General features: G+C 67.3%; 16 protein-coding genes and 2 tRNA genes. 7 read left to right on the forward strand and 11 right to left on the reverse strand.

Annotated elements, in window-relative coordinates; all coding sequences use genetic code 11:
* Nucleotides 1-393: 393 nt before the first annotated feature.
* The 6 genes from ABIN76_RS17320 to ABIN76_RS17345 all read right to left on the reverse strand — a co-directional run bounded on the left by ABIN76_RS17320 (nt 394) and on the right by ABIN76_RS17345 (nt 5767).
* Nucleotides 394-1011 carry a DsbA family protein gene (locus ABIN76_RS17320; protein WP_346960899.1) on the reverse strand — a complete coding sequence of 206 codons (618 nt, stop codon included), beginning with the start codon at nt 1009-1011 and terminating at the stop codon, nt 394-396.
* Nucleotides 1012-1154: 143 nt separating this feature from the next.
* On the reverse strand, nt 1155-2435 hold the full coding sequence (gene clpX / locus ABIN76_RS17325) for an ATP-dependent Clp protease ATP-binding subunit ClpX (RefSeq protein WP_346960900.1): 1281 nt from the start codon (nt 2433-2435) through the stop codon (nt 1155-1157).
* A gap of 220 nt (nt 2436-2655) precedes the next feature.
* Nucleotides 2656-3315, reverse strand: coding sequence for an ATP-dependent Clp protease proteolytic subunit (locus ABIN76_RS17330; RefSeq protein WP_146338590.1), 660 nt, complete (start codon nt 3313-3315; stop codon nt 2656-2658).
* Between the two features lie 38 nt (nt 3316-3353).
* On the reverse strand, nt 3354-3965 hold the full coding sequence (locus tag ABIN76_RS17335; protein ID WP_175321079.1) for an ATP-dependent Clp protease proteolytic subunit: 612 nt from the start codon (nt 3963-3965) through the stop codon (nt 3354-3356).
* Nucleotides 3966-4211: 246 nt separating this feature from the next.
* Entirely contained in the window at nt 4212-5624 is a 1413-nt protein-coding gene (tig, locus tag ABIN76_RS17340) for a trigger factor (RefSeq protein WP_346960901.1), read from the reverse strand.
* Between the two features lie 68 nt (nt 5625-5692).
* Nucleotides 5693-5767: transfer RNA gene (locus ABIN76_RS17345), tRNA-Pro, on the reverse strand.
* Between the two features lie 131 nt (nt 5768-5898).
* Between ABIN76_RS17345 and ABIN76_RS17350 the strand changes: the two genes are divergently transcribed.
* Nucleotides 5899-5972: transfer RNA gene (locus ABIN76_RS17350), tRNA-Gly, on the forward strand.
* A gap of 54 nt (nt 5973-6026) precedes the next feature.
* On the opposite strand, the gene ABIN76_RS17355 is transcribed toward ABIN76_RS17350, so the two are convergent.
* From ABIN76_RS17355 to ABIN76_RS17365, 3 genes are all read right to left on the reverse strand, one after another.
* Nucleotides 6027-6956: a DNA-formamidopyrimidine glycosylase family protein gene (locus ABIN76_RS17355; protein WP_346960902.1), complete on the reverse strand. Its 930-nt coding sequence runs from the start codon at nt 6954-6956 to the stop codon at nt 6027-6029.
* Nucleotides 6956-7450: a ribose-5-phosphate isomerase gene (locus ABIN76_RS17360; protein WP_346960903.1), complete on the reverse strand. Its 495-nt coding sequence runs from the start codon at nt 7448-7450 to the stop codon at nt 6956-6958. The genes ABIN76_RS17355 and ABIN76_RS17360 overlap by 1 nt, the downstream gene beginning before the upstream one ends.
* Nucleotides 7451-7522: 72 nt before the next feature.
* Complete coding sequence (locus ABIN76_RS17365; protein ID WP_346960904.1) at nt 7523-8524, reverse strand: hypothetical protein; 1002 nt, start codon at nt 8522-8524, stop codon at nt 7523-7525.
* A gap of 145 nt (nt 8525-8669) precedes the next feature.
* On the opposite strand from ABIN76_RS17365, the gene pepN reads away from it, so the two are divergent.
* The gene (pepN, locus tag ABIN76_RS17370; protein ID WP_346960905.1) at nt 8670-11222 is read left to right on the forward strand and encodes an aminopeptidase N; all 2553 of its coding nucleotides are present in this window, start codon (nt 8670-8672) and stop codon (nt 11220-11222) included.
* Nucleotides 11223-11312: 90 nt separating this feature from the next.
* Nucleotides 11313-11825: an OsmC family protein gene (locus ABIN76_RS17375; RefSeq protein ID WP_346960906.1), complete on the forward strand. Its 513-nt coding sequence runs from the start codon at nt 11313-11315 to the stop codon at nt 11823-11825.
* Here the strand turns inward: ABIN76_RS17375 and ABIN76_RS17380 are convergent.
* A complete protein-coding gene (locus tag ABIN76_RS17380; RefSeq protein WP_346960907.1) occupies nt 11813-12820 on the reverse strand; it encodes an NAD-dependent epimerase/dehydratase family protein in 1008 nt (335 codons plus the stop codon). The genes ABIN76_RS17375 and ABIN76_RS17380 overlap by 13 nt on opposite strands.
* 88 nt (nt 12821-12908) lie before the next feature.
* On the opposite strand from ABIN76_RS17380, the gene ABIN76_RS17385 reads away from it, so the two are divergent.
* The 3 genes from ABIN76_RS17385 to ABIN76_RS17395 all read left to right on the forward strand — a co-directional run bounded on the left by ABIN76_RS17385 (nt 12909) and on the right by ABIN76_RS17395 (nt 14603).
* Nucleotides 12909-13565, forward strand: coding sequence for a mechanosensitive ion channel domain-containing protein (locus ABIN76_RS17385; protein ID WP_346960908.1), 657 nt, complete (start codon nt 12909-12911; stop codon nt 13563-13565).
* Between the two features lies 1 nt (nt 13566).
* Nucleotides 13567-14025, forward strand: a complete 459-nt coding sequence (locus ABIN76_RS17390; protein ID WP_346960909.1) for a globin — start codon at nt 13567-13569, stop codon at nt 14023-14025.
* 134 nt (nt 14026-14159) lie between these two features.
* Complete coding sequence (locus tag ABIN76_RS17395) at nt 14160-14603, forward strand: GNAT family N-acetyltransferase (RefSeq protein WP_346960910.1); 444 nt, start codon at nt 14160-14162, stop codon at nt 14601-14603.
* Nucleotides 14604-14686: 83 nt separating this feature from the next.
* Here the strand turns inward: ABIN76_RS17395 and ABIN76_RS17400 are convergent, their stop codons facing one another.
* The gene (locus ABIN76_RS17400) at nt 14687-15346 is read right to left on the reverse strand and encodes a hypothetical protein (RefSeq protein ID WP_346960911.1); all 660 of its coding nucleotides are present in this window, start codon (nt 15344-15346) and stop codon (nt 14687-14689) included.
* 63 nt (nt 15347-15409) lie between these two features.
* Between ABIN76_RS17400 and tesB the strand changes: the two genes are divergently transcribed.
* Nucleotides 15410-16390, forward strand: coding sequence for an acyl-CoA thioesterase II (gene tesB, locus ABIN76_RS17405; protein WP_346960912.1), 981 nt, complete (start codon nt 15410-15412; stop codon nt 16388-16390).
* Nucleotides 16391-16494: the final 104 nt, after the last annotated feature.

The following is a 16494-nucleotide window of genomic DNA, read 5'->3' on the forward strand; positions in this document are numbered from 1 at the left end:
GGGCAGGACGCCCCTGACACGCCCGGCATTTACACACGTTTTGTCCTATAACCCGCCTTTTGGGCTGCAGCTTTTTTGGGCAAAGGGGAAGCCCCATCAGCTTTTTGCGGTTGGTGGGGCTTCGACTTTTCGATTACCACGTGACGTCTTAGGTAATCTGGCGGGATCCTTGGAATTTCAGGTCTTCCTACCTCGTCACTGGTAGCCATCATCTGACTTTGCCGAAGGCTGCGTCGGATGAGTGTCACTGAATCTTTGGTTCCTGCGTCCCGCTTCTTTCGAAGTGGGTAAGAACCATTGTTCTCCCGCTGTCCCGGATGCACAAGGGCCCCGGATGAACTACACGGCAGTAGTTCATCCGGGGCCCTTGGCGGGTCCGGCCGGGACCGGGGCCTAGTTGAAAACGGGGCTCTCGGTGCGGCTGCGCTTGAGTTCGAAGAAGTACGGGAAAGAGGCGAGGGCGACGCTGGCATCCCACAGCTTCCCGGCGTCTTCGCCGCGGGGAATGCGGGTAAGGACGGGGCCGAAGAACGCGGTGCCGTTGAAGGCCACCACCGGGGTTCCGACGTCCTGGCCGACCAGCGAGATGCCGGCGTCGTGGCTGGAGCGCAGCTGGGCGTCGAACTCATCGCCCTGGCCGGCGGCCGCGAGCTCTGCCGGCAGGCCCACCTCGGCCAGCGACTTGGCAATGACCTCGTCGATGTCCTTGTTGTCTTCATTGTGGATCTTGGTGCCCATGGCATCGTAGAGCGGCTTGATGTACTCGGCACCGTGCTTCTCGGCGGCGGCCACGATCACCCGGACGGGCGCCCAGGCCTTGACCAGGAAATCCTTGTAGTCGGCCGGGAGCTCGTCGCGTCCCTCGTTCAGGACCGCCAGGCTCATCACGTGCCATTCGGTCTTGATGTCCCGGACGTTTTCCACCTCGGAGATCCAGCGCGAGGTCACCCAGGCGAAGGGGCACATGGGGTCGAACCAGAAGTCTGCTTTATTCGTCGTCGTTTCGGGCACAGGGTTCTCCTTTAGGCGTATTCGGGGAGTTGCCACGCGGCTTTCCGGCGGCTATGGCCACGGCAGGCACGGGGCATCATTTACGCACAGCGACGTGCCCGGCGGATTTATTCCGGCTGTTCCGCGCGTGGGCTCTGCCCGGATCAGGCGGACTTACGCCGTTTCACGTCGTGGGCGATCATGGTGGGCGCCGCCTTCTTGGCGACGACGTCCTCGGTGATGACCACGCTGGCAACGTCGTCGCGGCTCGGCAGGTCGAACATCACCGGCAGCAGGACTTCCTCCATGATGGCGCGGAGGCCGCGGGCGCCGGTGCCGCGTTCGAGGGCCTGGTCAGCGATCAGGTCCAGGGCTTCGTCCTCGAAGACCAGCTCAACGCCGTCGAGCTGGAACATCTTCTGGTACTGCTTGACCAGCGCGTTCTTGGGCGTGGACAGGATCTGGATCAGCGCCGGCCGGTCCAGGTTGGACACGGTGGTGATGACCGGGAGCCGGCCGATGAATTCGGGGATGAGGCCGAACTTCAGCAGGTCTTCGGGCATGACCTCGCCGTAGGAATCAGCGTTGTTCTTGACCTCGTTCAGCGGGGCGCCGAAGCCGATGCCCTTGCGGCCGGAGCGTGAACCGATGATCTCCTCCAGGCCGGCGAAGGCGCCGGCGACAATGAAGAGGACATTGGTGGTGTCGATCTGGATGAATTCCTGGTGCGGGTGCTTGCGTCCGCCCTGCGGCGGGACCGAGGCGACCGTGCCTTCGAGGATCTTCAGCAGTGCCTGCTGCACGCCTTCGCCCGAAACATCCCGGGTGATGGAGGGGTTTTCGCTCTTGCGGGAAATCTTGTCGATCTCGTCGATGTAGATGATTCCCTGTTCGGCCTTCTTGACGTCGTAGTCCGCGGCCTGGATCAGCTTGAGCAGGATGTTCTCGACGTCCTCGCCAACATAGCCGGCTTCGGTCAGGGCGGTGGCGTCCGCGACGGCGAACGGGACGTTGAGGCGCCGGGCGAGGGTCTGCGCCAGGTAGGTCTTGCCGCAGCCGGTGGGGCCGATCAGCAGGATGTTGGACTTGGCGATCTCGACGTCGTCGTGATGGCCGCCCTCGGCCAGCGTGCCGCTCTTGGGGGCGTGACCGGCCTGGATCCGCTTGTAGTGGTTGTAGACGGCGACGGCGAGGGACCGCTTGGCGGGCTCCTGGCCGATCACGTATTCCTGCAGGAAGTCGAAGATTTCGCGGGGCTTGGGTAGCTCGAAGCTACCCAGGTCAGCTACTTCGGCGAGTTCTTCTTCAATGATCTCGTTGCAGAGTTCAATGCACTCGTCGCAGATGTAGACGCCGGGCCCGGCAATGAGCTTGCGGACCTGCTTCTGGCTCTTTCCGCAGAAAGAACACTTCAGCAGATCGGTGCTCTCGCCAATCCGAGCCATATGTGAACCCCTTATTATCTTGCTGCCGGCTGGGTCGTGCTCCTGTGCAGCGCTGCACCCGTTACTGGAATCATGGACGTCCCTCGCGGGAGGTAAGCCGTGACAACTTCCACTCTAGGTCACTTTAGGCCTGATGGGTGGAAAGAAGACGCCGGTGCGGCCCATTTCCGCTGAGCCGCACCGACGTCGTGTTCTAACCGTGGATCACACTGCCCGGTCGTTACTTCGTGATCGCCTGCGGCTTGATCTTGCGGGAGTCAAGCACCTGGTCGATCAGGCCGTAGCTCATGGCCTCGGCGGCCGTGAGGATCTTGTCGCGTTCGATGTCGTTGTTGACCTGCTCCGAGGTGCGGCCGGAGTGCTTGGCCAGCGTGTCCTCAAGCCAGGAGCGCATCCGCATGACCTCGGCGGCCTGGATCTCCAGGTCGGAGGCCTGCCCACCCTGGCCGCCGGAAAGGGCGGGCTGGTGGATCAGGACGCGTGCGTTCGGCAGGGCCAGGCGCTTGCCCGGGGTACCGGCGGCGAGCAGTACGGCGGCCGCGCTGGCGGCCTGGCCGAGGCAGACCGTCTGGATCTCCGGGCGGATGTACTGCATCGTGTCGTAGATCGCCGTCATGGCAGTGAAGGAACCGCCCGGGGAGTTGATGTAGAGCGTGATGTCCCGGTCCGGGTCGGTGGACTCGAGCACCAGCAGCTGGGCCATCACGTCGTCGGCGGAGGCGTCGTCGACCTGGACGCCCAGGAAGATGATGCGGTCCTCGAACAGCTTGGTGTAAGGGTCCTGGCGCTTGAAGCCGTAGGGGGTGCGCTCTTCAAACTGCGGCAGCACGTAGCGGCTGCTCGGCAGGTTACCGGCAGTCGATCCGAAGTTGTAGTTCATGTTCTTTGCTCCTGAAGTCGGTTCTGTCTGCGTGCCGGTTAGTTTTCGGTGCCGGCGTCGGCGTTGGTCCCGCCGCCGCCTGCCACGGACCCGGCGTGCGCCGCGATCTTGTCGAAGAAGCCGTATTCCAGGGCTTCGGGCGCCGTGAACCACTTGTCGCGGTCGTTGTCCTTGAGGATGGTCTCCACGGTCTGTCCGGTCTGTTCGGCCGTCAGTTCGGCCATGACCTTCTTCATGTGCAGGATCAGCTCGGCCTGGATCTTGATGTCCGAGGCGGTGCCGCCGATGCCGCCGGAGGGCTGGTGCATCAGGATGCGGGCGTTCGGGGTGGCGTAGCGCTTGCCCTTGGTGCCGGATGAGAGCAGGAACTGGCCCATCGAGGCGGCCAGCCCGGTGGCCACGGTGACGACGTCGTTCGGGATGAACTGCATCGTGTCGTAGATGGCCATGCCGGCGGTGACGGAGCCGCCGGGCGAGTTGATGTAGAGGTAGATGTCCTTCTCGGGGTTCTCGGCCGAGAGCAGCAGCAGCTGCGAGCAGATCGCGTTGGCGTTCTCGTCACGGACCTCGGAGCCGAGCCAGATGATGCGCTCTTTCAGCAGGCGGTTGTAAATGTAGTTATCCTGGGCTGCCGGATCGACGGTAGCCATCCGGGGTGCCCCTGCTTGCTGTGACATATGTACTTACCTCTCGCTGGCGACGGTGACGCCACTGGACGGCATCACTGAACTTTCCTACATGGACACTAACGGTTTTCCCGGCTCCTTTGTGCTCAGGCACAGGGCTGTTCGCTGACGGCGCACGTTTGCCTCGGGGCGTTCATCGCAGGCTTAAAAAGCCGCACCCCCGGATCGGTGATCCGGGGGTGCGGGCAGGAACTGCGGGGACCGCGGGTGCTAGAACTTCACGGCCGCGGGGTCGTCGTTCTTCGGCGCTTCGGTGGCTGCCGCGTCGTCGGACAGCTCGGCTGCTTCCTCGGAAGCCTCGGCGGACTCGGCTTCGAAGGAAGCCTCTTCACCGCCGGGGCGGACGAAGTCGCTGAGGTCAATCTTGTTGCCCTCAGTGTCGGTGACCTCGGCCTGGCCAAGGACCACGGCGAGTGCCTTGCGGCGGCGGACCTCGGAAACCATCATGGGGACCTGGCCGCTCTGATCGATGATCTGCGCGAACTGGTTCGGGTCCATGCCGTACTGGCTGGCGGTGGTCACGATGTAGTCGATCAGCTCGTTCTGAGTGACGTTGACTTCTTCCTTTTCGGCGATGGCGTCAAGGATGATCTCGTTCTGGAAGGCCCGTTCGGTGTTGGCCTTGACCTCGGCGCGGTGCTCCTCGGTGTCGTGCTCGCCTTCACCGTGGGAGTTCTCGGCGCTGAAGTGCTGCTCAAGCTGCTCTTCGACGACGGATTCCGGAACCGGAACCTCAACGAGCTCGACGAGCTTGTCCAGCACCTTGTCGCGGGCCTCGACGCCCTGCTCGACGGTCTTGGAGTCGGCGGCCTGCTTGGCGAGGTCCTCGCGGAGCTCGGCCAGGGTGTCGAACTCGGAGGCCAGCTGGGCGAAGTCGTCGTTGGCCTCGGGGAGCTCGCGCTCCTTGACGGCCTTGACAACAACCTTGACCTGCGCGGATTCGCCGGCGTGGTCGCCGCCCACGAGGGTGGTGTCGAAGATGGCGTCCTCGTCGGCGCTGAGGCCGGTGACGGCTTCGTCCAGGCCTTCGAGCATGGTGCCGGCGCCTACCTGGTAGGACAGGCCGGACGCGGAGTCAACCTCGGCGCCGTCGATCGTGGCGGTGATGTCGATGGTGAGGAAGTCACCGTCGGCGGCGGGGCGGTCCACGGACTTGAGCGTGCCGAAGCGGCCGCGGAGCTCGTCGAGGGCCTTGTCGACGTCGGCGTCGGAGGACTCGGCAGCGGCAACCTCAACCTTGATGCCGGAGTAGTCCGGGAGCTCGATCTCGGGGCGGATGTCGACCTCGGCGTGGAACTTCAGTTCGCCGTTGGTGGCGGACGGGTCCGGGACCTCGGTGATTTCAACCTCGGGACGGCTCAGCGGGCGGATGCCGGTTTCCTGCACGGCGGCCTGGTACCAGCCGTTGAGGCCTTCGTTAATGGCCGTTTCCAGGACGTAGCCGCGGCCGACGCGCTGGTCAATGAGCTTGGAGGGGACTTTGCCCTTGCGGAACCCGGGAACCTGGATCTGCGAAGCAACAGTCTTGTATGCCTCTGCGATGCTGGGCTTCAATTCCTCAAAGGGGACCTCAACATTGAGCTTTACCCGCGTGGGGGTGAGGTTCTCGACAGCGCTCTTCACAGTCTAAGTACTCCTGGTTTTGGGGGATGGGGTTCTGCAACGCCACTTATCTGGCAGTTGCTGCAGAGTCGGGGTGACAGGATTTGAACCTGCGACTTCCTGCTCCCAAAGCAGGCGCTCTAGCCAAGCTGAGCTACACCCCGTAAGTGCACAGAACAGTCTACGGTCATACTGTGCTGATTTGCACATTTGACACTGGGGGCCTGAATTGGGTTTAGTTGTATCCGGCTTCAACAGCCGCCCGGAAGTTTTGCTGAAGTTCCAGCAAATTCCCGGGGACGTAGCTTAATGGTAAAGCCTCAGTCTTCCAAACTGATTACGCGGGTTCGATTCCCGTCGTCCCCTCCAGAATATGACGAAGCCAGGGCCCCTCTCCGGAGGGGCTTTTTTCGTGCCCATCCATCAGGAGCCTTGGCAGGCCGGGCACCAGTAAAGCTTGCGGGCGGCGTGTTCCGTCAGTGCCACGGCCGTGCCGCAGTCGCGGCAGTCCAGGCCCTGGCGCCGGTAGACGAAGTGCGCCTCCTCCGGGGCCGGCAGCTTGCCGCCGTGCCCCTCCCCGTCACCGTGCCCATCCCCGCCGTCGGGCCCGGTCCAGTAGCGCGGGGGCGTGGTGATGATCCGGCCGTCGCGGACGCCGTCGGACATCATCGCAACGGTGTCGTCCCAGAGCTGGCCGGCGGCCTCCACCGGCAGTGACGTTCCCGGCAGCCAGGGGTCCAGCCGCTGCCGGAACAGCAGTTCGGCCCGGTAGACGTTCCCGACGCCGGCAATCACCTTCTGGTCCATCAGCAGCGTGGCCAGCGGGGTGCGCTTTTTCGCCAGCGCGGCAATGAAGGTGTCCCGGTCACCGGGGAGGTTGCGCAACGGGTCCGGCCCCAACCGGGCCATCACCGCGTCGACCTCGACTCCGGTCAGTGTCTCGCAAGTGGTCGCGCCGCGCAGGTCGGCCCAGCCGTGGCCACTGGCCAGCCGCACCCGAACGGCACCGACCGGGGCGGGCGGACCCGCGTACACGGGGTCCGGGCCGTCGCTGTGGACTTCCCGCTCCCCGATCTTGCGGGGCGCGCCGATGCTGGAGGCCCCGCGGAAATCCGCGTCCCCGCCGAAGTCCCACGCACCGTACAGCCCCAGGTGCACATGCAGGACCAGTCCATGCTCGAAGCCGAGGAACAGGTGCTTCCCGTGCGCCACGGAGCCGGTGAGGACGTGGCCGTCCAGCAGCGCCGCGCCCGGTGCGAAACGTCCCTGCGGGCTGGACACGGCGAGCCGCTCCCCCGCGAAGACGTCGGCGAACTGGCGGGCCAGCCGGTGGACCGAATGCCCTTCCGGCACTACTCGACGACCTCGCCGGTGGCCTCGTAGGTGGCGATCTTGCCGATCCGGCGGATGTGCCGCTCGTCGTTGCTGAAGGGCTCGGTGAGGAAGGCCTCAATGATCGCGGTGGCCTCATCGACGCTGTGCTGGCGCCCGCCGACCGCCACCACGTTGGCGTCGTTGTGCTCCCGGGCCAGTTTGGCGGTGGACAGGTTCCAGGCCAGGGCTGCGCGCACCCCCTTGACCTTGTTGGCCGCGATCTGCTCGCCGTTGCCGGAGCCGCCCAGGACGATGCCGAGCGCGGGGGTGCCGGCCTTCTGGTCCGCCACCACGGCGCGGGCCGCGTTGATGCAGAAGGAGGGGTAGTCATCCAGCGCGTCGTAGACCTTGGGGCCATGGTCCACCACGTCGTAGCCCTTCGCGCTGAGGTGGCCCACCAGGTGGGCGCTGAGTTCCATGCCGGCGTGGTCGGTGGCGATGTGAACGCGCGGGAAATCCGGGGCAGTGGTCACGGCGTATCCGTTCTTTGGGGCGCCGGCGGACTCTCGGCGCTGCTGATCAGGGCTCTCCCCAGCCTACTAGGGCTAGGCCGCCGGCGCCCCGCCGTTGCGGCGCGCCCGGGCCGCCACGCGGGACAGCACCTGCGCCACATTGTCCGCCGTCGTGGCGCTGCCGCCGCTTACCGCCAGCCGGCGGCCGTCGGAACGGTCGACGACGACGGCCGGGCCGCTGCTGACCAGCATCGCCGTTGTGCTGCCGTGGCTGCGGTAGCCCCAACCACCGTAGTCGGCGGCCTTGACCTCTTTCGGCGTCGCCGAGTCAATCGCGGCGGCCGGGACATCCATGACCCGGACGAACCCGGCGGCAAATACCCGCAGGCCGCTGCGGTCCACCCGGATGCGGGCGAACAGAAACACGGCGGCCAGCAGCGCGACCGCCACCAGGAGCGCGGCCAGCCACGGCACGGCGACGGTGAGCAGGGCCGCGGGAAACAGCGTTGCAATCCCCAACATGACAAAGACCGAGCTGCGGGCGTGGACCCAGAGGCTGACCGAATCGCCGGCCAGATCGGGGTCCAGTTCCCGTTCGAGCGCCGCCTGCACGGCCCGTTCGTCGTCGGAGGACCACCGCTCGTCCGCCTTGAACACGAATCCCATCACTACCCCGAGCCCCAGCGCCGCTCCGCTGCCCATGGCCAGGACGGCCACGTCCACGCGGGATTCCCGGGCGTCGGCCAGGCCGAGCTGGCCCACCAGCACAGCGGCGAGGACGGTGGTGACGAATAGGCTCACGGCCAGCCCGGCGCCCATCATGAACCGGCGCATCATGGCCGGCCGCGAGAGCGGCGCCGCCTGGAGCAGGACCGCCCAGCCGACCAGCACAATCAGGACCGCGCCAACCCCCACCACAGCCCCGAAGGGCGCAAAGTCAGCGGCGCCGGCGTCGGTCCAGCGCACGGCCAGCGGATCGGGCAGGTCCGCGCGGATCAGCAGCGCGCAGGCCACGAAGGCGGCGGCCAGCATCAGCGGGAAGCCTACGGCGAAGCGCAGGGCCCTGACGTCAACGGAATCCCGGATCTTTCCCATAACCCCAACGCTACCCCTGCCGGAGGCGCCTGGAGCGGGCCCGCTGTGACGTGCACAACTTGCCAAGCCACCGCAACGTGAAAGAATAATTTCACAGTATCGTTTCCACCGTTCCCACCACTCCTGGAGGCACCTCTTGCCCGGTATGAACCTCACGCGCGCCGAAGCCCGCGAGCGCGCCGAACTGATCGCCGTCGACTCCTACGAAGTCAGCCTCGACCTGACCCGGGGCGAGAAGGTCTTCGGCTCCACCACCGCTGTGAAGTTCACGGCCAAGCCGGGGTCCTCGACCTTCATCGACGCCGTGACCCACACGGTGCACAGCGTCACGCTCAACGGCCGCGAGCTGGACCCGGCGGAGGTCTCCGACGGCATCCGGATCCAGCTGCCGGACCTGGCCGCGGACAACGAGCTGCTGGTGGTCGCGGACGCGCCCTACATGAACACCGGCGAGGGCCTGCACCGCTTCGTGGACCCGGTGGACAACGAGGTCTACCTGTACACCCAGTTCGAGGTTCCCGATTCCCGGCGCATGTTCGCCGTCTTCGAGCAGCCCGACCTCAAGGCCAGCTTCAGCTTCACCGTGACCGCGCCCTCGCACTGGGATGTCGTCTCCAACTCCCCCACCCCGGTGCCGGTGGAAAGCATTCCCGGCGAGGACGGCGGCGCCCGCTCGGTCTGGGAGTTCGCCCCCACCCCGCGGCTCTCCTCCTACGTCACCGCCCTGATCGCCGGTCCGTACCAGTCGGTCCGCAGCGAGGTGAAGTCCGCGGACGGTAAAGTCACTCCGCTGGGCGTTTTTGCCCGCAAGTCGCTGATGCAGTACCTCGACGCGGACAACATCTTCGACCTCACCCGCCAGGGCTTCGAGTTCTTCGAGGCGCAGTTCGGCTGCCCCTACCCGTTCGAGAAGTACGACCAGCTCTTCGTGCCGGAGTTCAACGCCGGGGCCATGGAGAACGCCGGCGCGGTGACCATCCTGGAGGGCTACGTCTTCCGCAGCAAGGTCACCGATGCCCAGGTGGAACGCCGCGCCATCACCGTGCTGCACGAGCTGGCCCACATGTGGTTCGGCGACCTCGTGACCATGCGCTGGTGGAACGACCTCTGGCTCAACGAGTCCTTCGCCGAGTACATGTCCCACCTCGCCGCCGTCGAGAACACGAAATTCGACCATGCCTGGACCACCTTCGCCTCGGTGGAGAAGTCCTGGGCCTACCGGCAGGACCAGCTGCCCACGACGCACCCGATCTTCGCCGAGATCAACGACCTGCAGGATGTCGAGGTGAACTTCGACGGCATCACCTACGCCAAAGGCGCCTCGGTGCTGCGGCAGCTGGTGGCCTGGGTGGGCCCGGAGGAGTTCATGGCCGGCGTCCGCGAGTACTTCCGCAAGCACTCCTGGCAGAACACCGAGCTCAGCGACCTGATGGTCGAGCTGGAAAAGGCCAGCGGCCGCGACCTGGACCATTGGGGCCGGCTCTGGCTGGAGACCGCCGGCGTGAACACGCTCAAGCCGGAGCTGTCCGTCGGCGATGACGGGAACATTTCCTCGTTCGCCATCCTGCAGTCCGCCACCGAGGCGCAGCCGACCATCCGCCCGCACCGGCTCGCCGTCGGCTTCTACAACCTGGACGGCGCCGGGAAGCTGGAGCGTGTGCACCGCGAGGAGCTCGACGTCGACGGCGAGCGCACCGAGGTTCCCGCCCTGGCGGGCCTGGCGCAGCCGGACCTGATCCTGCTCAACGACGACGACCTCGCCTACGCCAAGGTCCGGCTTGACCCGAAGTCCCTTGCCACCGCCACGGCGCACCTGAAGGACTTCGGCCAGAGCCTGCCCCGCACCCTGGTCTGGGGCTCGGCCTGGGACGCGGCGCGCGACGGCGAAACCCCGGCCCGCGGCTACGTGGAACTGATCCTCGCCAACATCGCCGAGGAATCCGATTCCTCCGTGATCCTGGTCCAGCTCCGCCAGCTCGCCACCACGCTGAACTTCTACGTGGCCGCGGAGCACAAGGACGCCACCGCGACCGCCGCGGCCGACCGGCTCTGGGAGCTCGCCGCCCGCGTCCCGGCCGGCTCCGACGCACAGCTGCAGTTCGTGAAGTCCTACGCGCTGCTGGCCCGCAGCGCCGGGCAGCTGGACACCGTCGCCGCCCTGCTGGACGGCTCCCTGGAGCTGCCCGGCCTCACCGTGGACCAGGACCTGCGCTGGGAGCTGATCGCGTCCCTCGTAGTCGGCGGCCGGGCCGGGCAGGAGCAGATCGACGCCGAGCTGGAGCACGACAACACCGCCACCGGCCAGAACGCGGCGGCCCTGGCCAAGGCAGCCGTCCCCACCGCCGAGGCCAAGGGCGCGGCCTGGGAGTCGATCGTGGTCAAGGGCGAACTGTCCAACGCCCTGCAGGGATCGGCGGTTGCCGGCTTCACCCGGGTGCTGGACACGTCCTTGCTGGAGCCCTACGCCGAAAAGTACTTCGCGGCCGTCCCGGGCATCGTCAAGGACCGCACGCACGCGCTGGCCCAGCAGATCGTCGTCGGGCTCTACCCCGCGCAGCTGACCACGCAGGCCACGGTGGACCGCACGGACGCGTTCCTGGCGGCGCTGCCGGAGGACAGCGCGGCGCTGCGCCGGATGATGCTGGAAAACCGCGACGGCGTCGCCCGCGCCCTGCGCGCCCGCGCCGCGGACGTTTAGGCCGGGCAGAGGTCAGCCCCGCAGTTCAGGACCCCGGCACCGCTTGGCGGCGCCGGGGTCCTGGCGTTTCCGCGCCGCTAGACTGGCGGCATGAGCCTCGACGAGCACCACTACGCGCTGACCGTCCGCTGGACCGGGAACCTGGGCGAGGGGACCTCCTCCTACCGCGGCTACTCCCGCGACCACGACGTCGAGATCCCCGGGCTGCCGGTCCTGAAGGGCTCCGCTGACCCCACGTTCCACGGCGACCGGGAACGGTACAACCCGGAGCAGCTGCTGCTGGCCGCGCTCTCGCAGTGCCACATGCTGTCCTTTTTGCACGTCGCCGTGAAGCACGGCGTGGTGGTGACCGGGTATGAGGACCGCGCCGAGGGTGTGATGCGGACCAACCGGGACGGCAGCGGCCAGTTCGAATCGGTCACGCTCAGGCCCCGGGTCACGACGGCGGCGCCGGCGGCCGAAGAGTTGTTGGAGGAGCTGCACCGCGGGGCCAACGCGGTTTGCTTCATTGCCCGGAGCGTCAACTTTCCGGTGCGGCACGAGCCCTCGGCGGCCGTGGACCCCGCTGCCGGCATTCCAGACGCGGACACTCAGGCGGGCTGAACGCCGGCCCGGAACTCACGCAGCAGCCGGCGTTCGGTGTCCGGGCTGAGGCCCGCCTTCCGGTCCCGGCCGAGTCCGCGGCGGTGTTCGTCGGCCAGGGTGTCTTGCATCGTCTCGGTCCACGGCCGCAGCGTCATCCCGGCGGCCAGCGCCGCCGCGTTGCTGCGGGCCGCGAAGCCGTCATGGCCGGGCGGCAGCCAGAGCGGCAGCGAGTCCGGGCCTGCCCAGTAGTTCACCCCGCGGGCGGCGAGCCAGTCGGCCGGGGCCGCCACCACCTCGGCGCTTCCCCGGGCGATCTGCCGCGCGGCGTCGAGGTACACGGCGAACGGCACCGGGTCGCCCACGGCGTTCAGCGCCCCGGTGACCCCGGCTTCCGCCGCCCGCAGCACCCACGCTGCAAGGTCCCGCACATCGATGACCTGGGTGCTGTCCGCCGGGATGTCCGGGGCCAGTGCCGGACCCGGGTCCCGGGCGAAGCGGGCCGGCCAGTAGCCGTAACGGTCCGATTCGTCGCCCGGCCCGCCGATCAGCCCGGCGCGGCACAGGTGCGCCTTGTCCCCGGCGAGTTCCGCCGTCGAGCGTTCAATGGCCGACTTCGCCTCGCCGTAGCGTTCCGGGGTCGGCTCCAGGTCCACCGCCAGCGGGGCCAGCACCGCGGCGTCCTCGGCCGCGCCGGGGACAGAATGGTCCGCGTAGACCGAACAGCTTGAGACGAAGGTCCAGTGCCGGGCAGTTCCGGCCAGCGCTTCCAGCGCCTCCCGCGCCTGCCCCGGGCGCCGGGCGACGTCGACGACGGCGTCCCACTCCCCCGCGCTGGCCGCGGCGGCGTAGGCAACGCGGCCTTGCGCCCGGTCCGCCTGCAGCCAGGTGGCACCCTCGGGCGGGGCCGAACGGGTCCCGCGGGCCAGGCACGTGACCTCGTGCCCGGCGGCGAGCGCCTGCCGGGTGATTTCTGCTGACAGGAAGGCGGTGCCTCCAAGGACCAGGATGCGCATGGCGCAACGCTACGGCGCTAATGTTGAAACTGAACAGAGTGTTATGCGCCCGGCGAACGCGGGCGCCCCGAAGGAGCAAACCCCGCCGATGTACCGCCTTATCACCGCTGAGCCCATCACGCCGCCGGACATCTCGGCCGTCAACCTGCCGGGGGTCCTGATCAGCATCGGCGTTGGCGTCGCCACGTGGCTGGTGGCGTCGTTTGTGATCGCAGGTATCACCAAGCGCGTCGCCGCCGGCACCACGTTCTTCAAGAAGCCGCATTTCCGCTGGGTGGCCCCGGCGCTGCGGGCGCTGGACCACCAGCGGCGCGAGCAGCGGGCCAACACGATCGGGTCCCTGCTCAACAGTGTGGTGAGCGTGCTGGTCGTGGTGATCACGGTGATGTACGTCCTGCAGAACCTCAACGTCAACATCGCCCCGCTGCTGACCAGCGTCGGCATCCTCGGCGTCGCCATCGGTTTCGGCGCCCAGCAGCTGATCCGCGACTTCCTGGCCGGCATCTTCATCACCATCGAGGACCAGTACGGGATCGGCGACGTCATCGAAACGTCGGAAGTTGTGGGCACGGTCGAGTCCATGGGCCTGCGTATCACCCGGGTCCGGGCCGAGGACGGCACCGTCTGGTACCTGCGCAACGGCGAGATCCTGCGGGTGGGCAACCGCTCGCAGGGCAGCTATGTGGCGCCGGACGGTTCGACGGCGGACGAGACCCCCGCAACCCAGCAACAGGCCGGAGAATAAGATGACCCTCCCCAGCGCCGGCGAGCCCCGCCAGCCCAAGCTGCTGATGCAGAACGATCCCTTCAGCCGGCCCGGCTATACGGACAACTTCTATGACGCCGTAGGCGGCCACGAAACGTTCGTGAAGCTGATCGATGTGTTTTACGACGGCGTCGCGACGGACCCGCTGCTGCGCCCGATGTACCCGGAGGAAGACCTCGGTCCGGCCAAGCGGCGCTTCCTGATGTTCCTGGAGCAGTACTGGGGCGGGCCCACCACTTACGGCGAGGAGCGCGGCCACCCTCGGCTGAGGATGCGGCACCAGCCGTTCCGTGTCACCCCGGAGGCGAAGGACGCCTGGCTGCACCACATGCGCACCGCCGTCGACGCCCTCGAGCTGCCGCCGCTCTACGAGGGAACCCTCTGGGACTACATGGAACGGGCCGCCCTCTCGATGGTCAACAGCCCCTCCGGGGCCTAAAACGATATGGAAAGACCCCGGAGGCACTTGGGGGAATGCCTCCGGGGTCTTTCTGCCTCAATAATACCTAGCCGGGTATCCGGGCGACAAGTGTTTTAAGACGAGACCGTCGTCACGGTCGGTAGGGTGAGCCCATGCTGATAATCCGTGACGAAATCACTGAGGACCGGTCTGCCGTGGCAGCGCTGAGGGCGGCGTGGGCCGCGGAACAGGAGCCTGGGGCCGGCGTCGACCCGGACTTCGAAGCCGTCTACAGCAACTGGCGGGACGCCAACCCTCGAAAATTCATTGTCGCCGAGCGGGACGGCGAACTGGTCGGGATGCTCAACCTCCTGGTCTTTGAGCGGATGCCCAAACCCGGCAAGGAACCCTCCCACTGGGTCTATCTGGGCAACGTCTATGTGCTGCCGGAGTTCCGCAATGCCGGCATCGGAGCGCAGTTGGTGCAGGAGGCGATCGCGTTCTCGCGGGGCATCAAGGCGGCGCGGTTGGTGCTATCGCCCTCCCCCGCGTCGCGTAGCTTCTATGCCCGGCTGGGTTTTGAGCCCGCCGTCGAACTAAACGTTCTCCGGTTCTGAACCCGGCGCAGGATGCGGCCCGGCCGGCCGGGCCGTGAATGGCGTCCGGATAAGCAAGTCCGCGCGCGGGACGGTGCCGGAGCCTAGAGTCCCGAGCCGGCCCGGACCAGGACGTGGCCACGGGGGCCACTGAGCCGGAACCACCGGCCCGCACGGAAGAGGCTTTGTTCGCCGTCGGCCAGGAAGCCCAGCGTCAGCGCGGCGAAGGCCGCCCCCGCGGGCAGCCCGCCGGCGTCGGGCAGCGGACGGCCCCAGACCGTGGCCCGGGCATTGTTGACGATCAGCGCGCCGGGCTTGTCCGGAATGATGGCGGCGATCTCCGTGATGCCGGCCTCGGCGCCCTGTCGCAGGACCTCGTCCGGCAGGGCGCCGAGCAGCTGCCAGCCGCTGCGGGGGGCGCCGACGCCGGCCCACGACTCGGTGACGGTCATAGGCGGTACCGGAAGCTCGACGTCGTCTGCGCCGGCGCGCGCCAGCCGGTCCAGCACCGCAGACAGCGGGACGGTCACGTCGAGTTCCGCGGGCGCGGCCAGCTCCATGGTCCGGAGGCCGAGGATCGTCGGGGTCGATTCCCCGAGCAGCCGGGGACGGAGTACGCAGACGTAGGCGGCCAGGACCGGCCCGGCGGCGCTCAGCCGGATGGCACCGTCGTCTATGGTCCGGGCCCGGGTGGCGAAGGTGCGCAGGTCGGCGAGGTCGCGGGGATCGGTGAACTGCAGGGGCTGGGTTAGGACGTCTGACACAATCCTGACTCTACCGGCTGTGCCTCTTTTGAGCCGTGCCGGGGTGACGTCTAGAGTCAAACCATGACTGAAGCCGAAGCCGGATTGCAGGCGATGCCCACCGAGGATCCCACCTCCTCGCTCATCCAACTCCTGAACCTTGGCGAGCTGGAGGGGGCCCGGACGGATGAGGACATCTTTATGGGTCCTTCGCAGAAACAGCCGCGGCAGCGCGTCTTTGGCGGTCAGGTGCTGGCGCAATCGTTGGTGGCCGGCAGCCGCACCGTCCCGGAGGGCCGCGGCGTCCACTCCATGCATGGTTATTTCCTCCGCCCGGGTGACGCCAACAAGCCCATCACCTTCGGCGTGCAGCGGCTCCGCGACGGCCGGTCCTTCTCAGCGCGCAGGGTCCACGCGTATCAGGAGGGCATGCCCATCCTGTCGATGATCGCGTCCTTCCAGGATGAGGACGAAGGAATCGAGCATCAGACCGAAATGCCGGCGGGCATACCGGACCCGGAGTCGCTGCCGAGCACGGCCGACCTGCTGGGCAAGTACGACCACCCGGTGGCCCGGCACTGGGCCTACGAGCGGCCGTTCGACATCCGCCACGTGGATCCGGCCCTGTATGTCTCCGCCAAGGGCCCGAAGGAGGCCCGGAACGCCGTCTGGATGCGCACGTTCGGGCCAATGCCGGACGACCCGCAGATGCACCGCGCGGCGCTGGCCTACGCGAGCGACTACACGCTGCTGGAGTCTGTCCTGCGCCGGCACGGGATGAGCTGGATCACCCCGGGAATGTCCGTCGCGAGCCTGGACCACGCCATGTGGTGGCACCGGCCCGTCCGGGTGGATGAGTGGCTGCTTTACGTCCAGGAATCCCCCAGCGCTCAGGGCGCCCGGGGCCTGGCGACCGGCAAGATCTTCAGCCGGGACGGCCGGCATGTGGCCACGGTGGCCCAGGAGGGCATGACCCGGGTGCCGACCGACCTGAAAAACAAGGTCAAGGGCGCCGTCCAGACCAAGGTCCTGCAACACCAGATGCGCAAGGCGGACCGCGGCTGACCAAGCCGGAGCGACGCTGACCATGATATGGAGAAGGCCGGTTCCCCCGCCTTGGCTTCTAGCGGTCGTTGCAACACCCAGAACTTTTGGGAGTTGCAACGACC

This window comes from uncultured Arthrobacter sp. (assembly GCF_964021775.1).
In the GTDB taxonomy this organism is placed as follows: Bacteria; Actinomycetota; Actinomycetes; order Actinomycetales; family Micrococcaceae; genus Arthrobacter.

What these genes read in the sequence shown, in the direction of transcription:
- clpX (WP_346960900.1), bottom strand. Translation starts at nt 2,435, where the DNA reads ATGGCTCGGATTGGCGAGAGCACCGATCTGCTGAAGTGTTCTTTCTGC.
- ABIN76_RS17330 (WP_146338590.1), bottom strand. Translation starts at nt 3,315, where the DNA reads ATGAACTACAACTTCGGATCGACTGCCGGTAACCTGCCGAGCAGCCGC.
- ABIN76_RS17335 (WP_175321079.1), bottom strand. Translation starts at nt 3,965, where the DNA reads ATGGCTACCGTCGATCCGGCAGCCCAGGATAACTACATTTACAACCGC.
- ABIN76_RS17365 (WP_346960904.1), bottom strand. Translation starts at nt 8,524, where the DNA reads ATGGGAAAGATCCGGGATTCCGTTGACGTCAGGGCCCTGCGCTTCGCC.
- pepN (WP_346960905.1), top strand. Translation starts at nt 8,670, where the DNA reads ATGAACCTCACGCGCGCCGAAGCCCGCGAGCGCGCCGAACTGATCGCC.
- ABIN76_RS17375 (WP_346960906.1), top strand. Translation starts at nt 11,313, where the DNA reads ATGAGCCTCGACGAGCACCACTACGCGCTGACCGTCCGCTGGACCGGG.
- ABIN76_RS17380 (WP_346960907.1), bottom strand. Translation starts at nt 12,820, where the DNA reads ATGCGCATCCTGGTCCTTGGAGGCACCGCCTTCCTGTCAGCAGAAATC.
- ABIN76_RS17385 (WP_346960908.1), top strand. Translation starts at nt 12,909, where the DNA reads ATGTACCGCCTTATCACCGCTGAGCCCATCACGCCGCCGGACATCTCG.
- ABIN76_RS17390 (WP_346960909.1), top strand. Translation starts at nt 13,567, where the DNA reads ATGACCCTCCCCAGCGCCGGCGAGCCCCGCCAGCCCAAGCTGCTGATG.
- ABIN76_RS17395 (WP_346960910.1), top strand. Translation starts at nt 14,160, where the DNA reads ATGCTGATAATCCGTGACGAAATCACTGAGGACCGGTCTGCCGTGGCA.
- tesB (WP_346960912.1), top strand. Translation starts at nt 15,410, where the DNA reads ATGACTGAAGCCGAAGCCGGATTGCAGGCGATGCCCACCGAGGATCCC.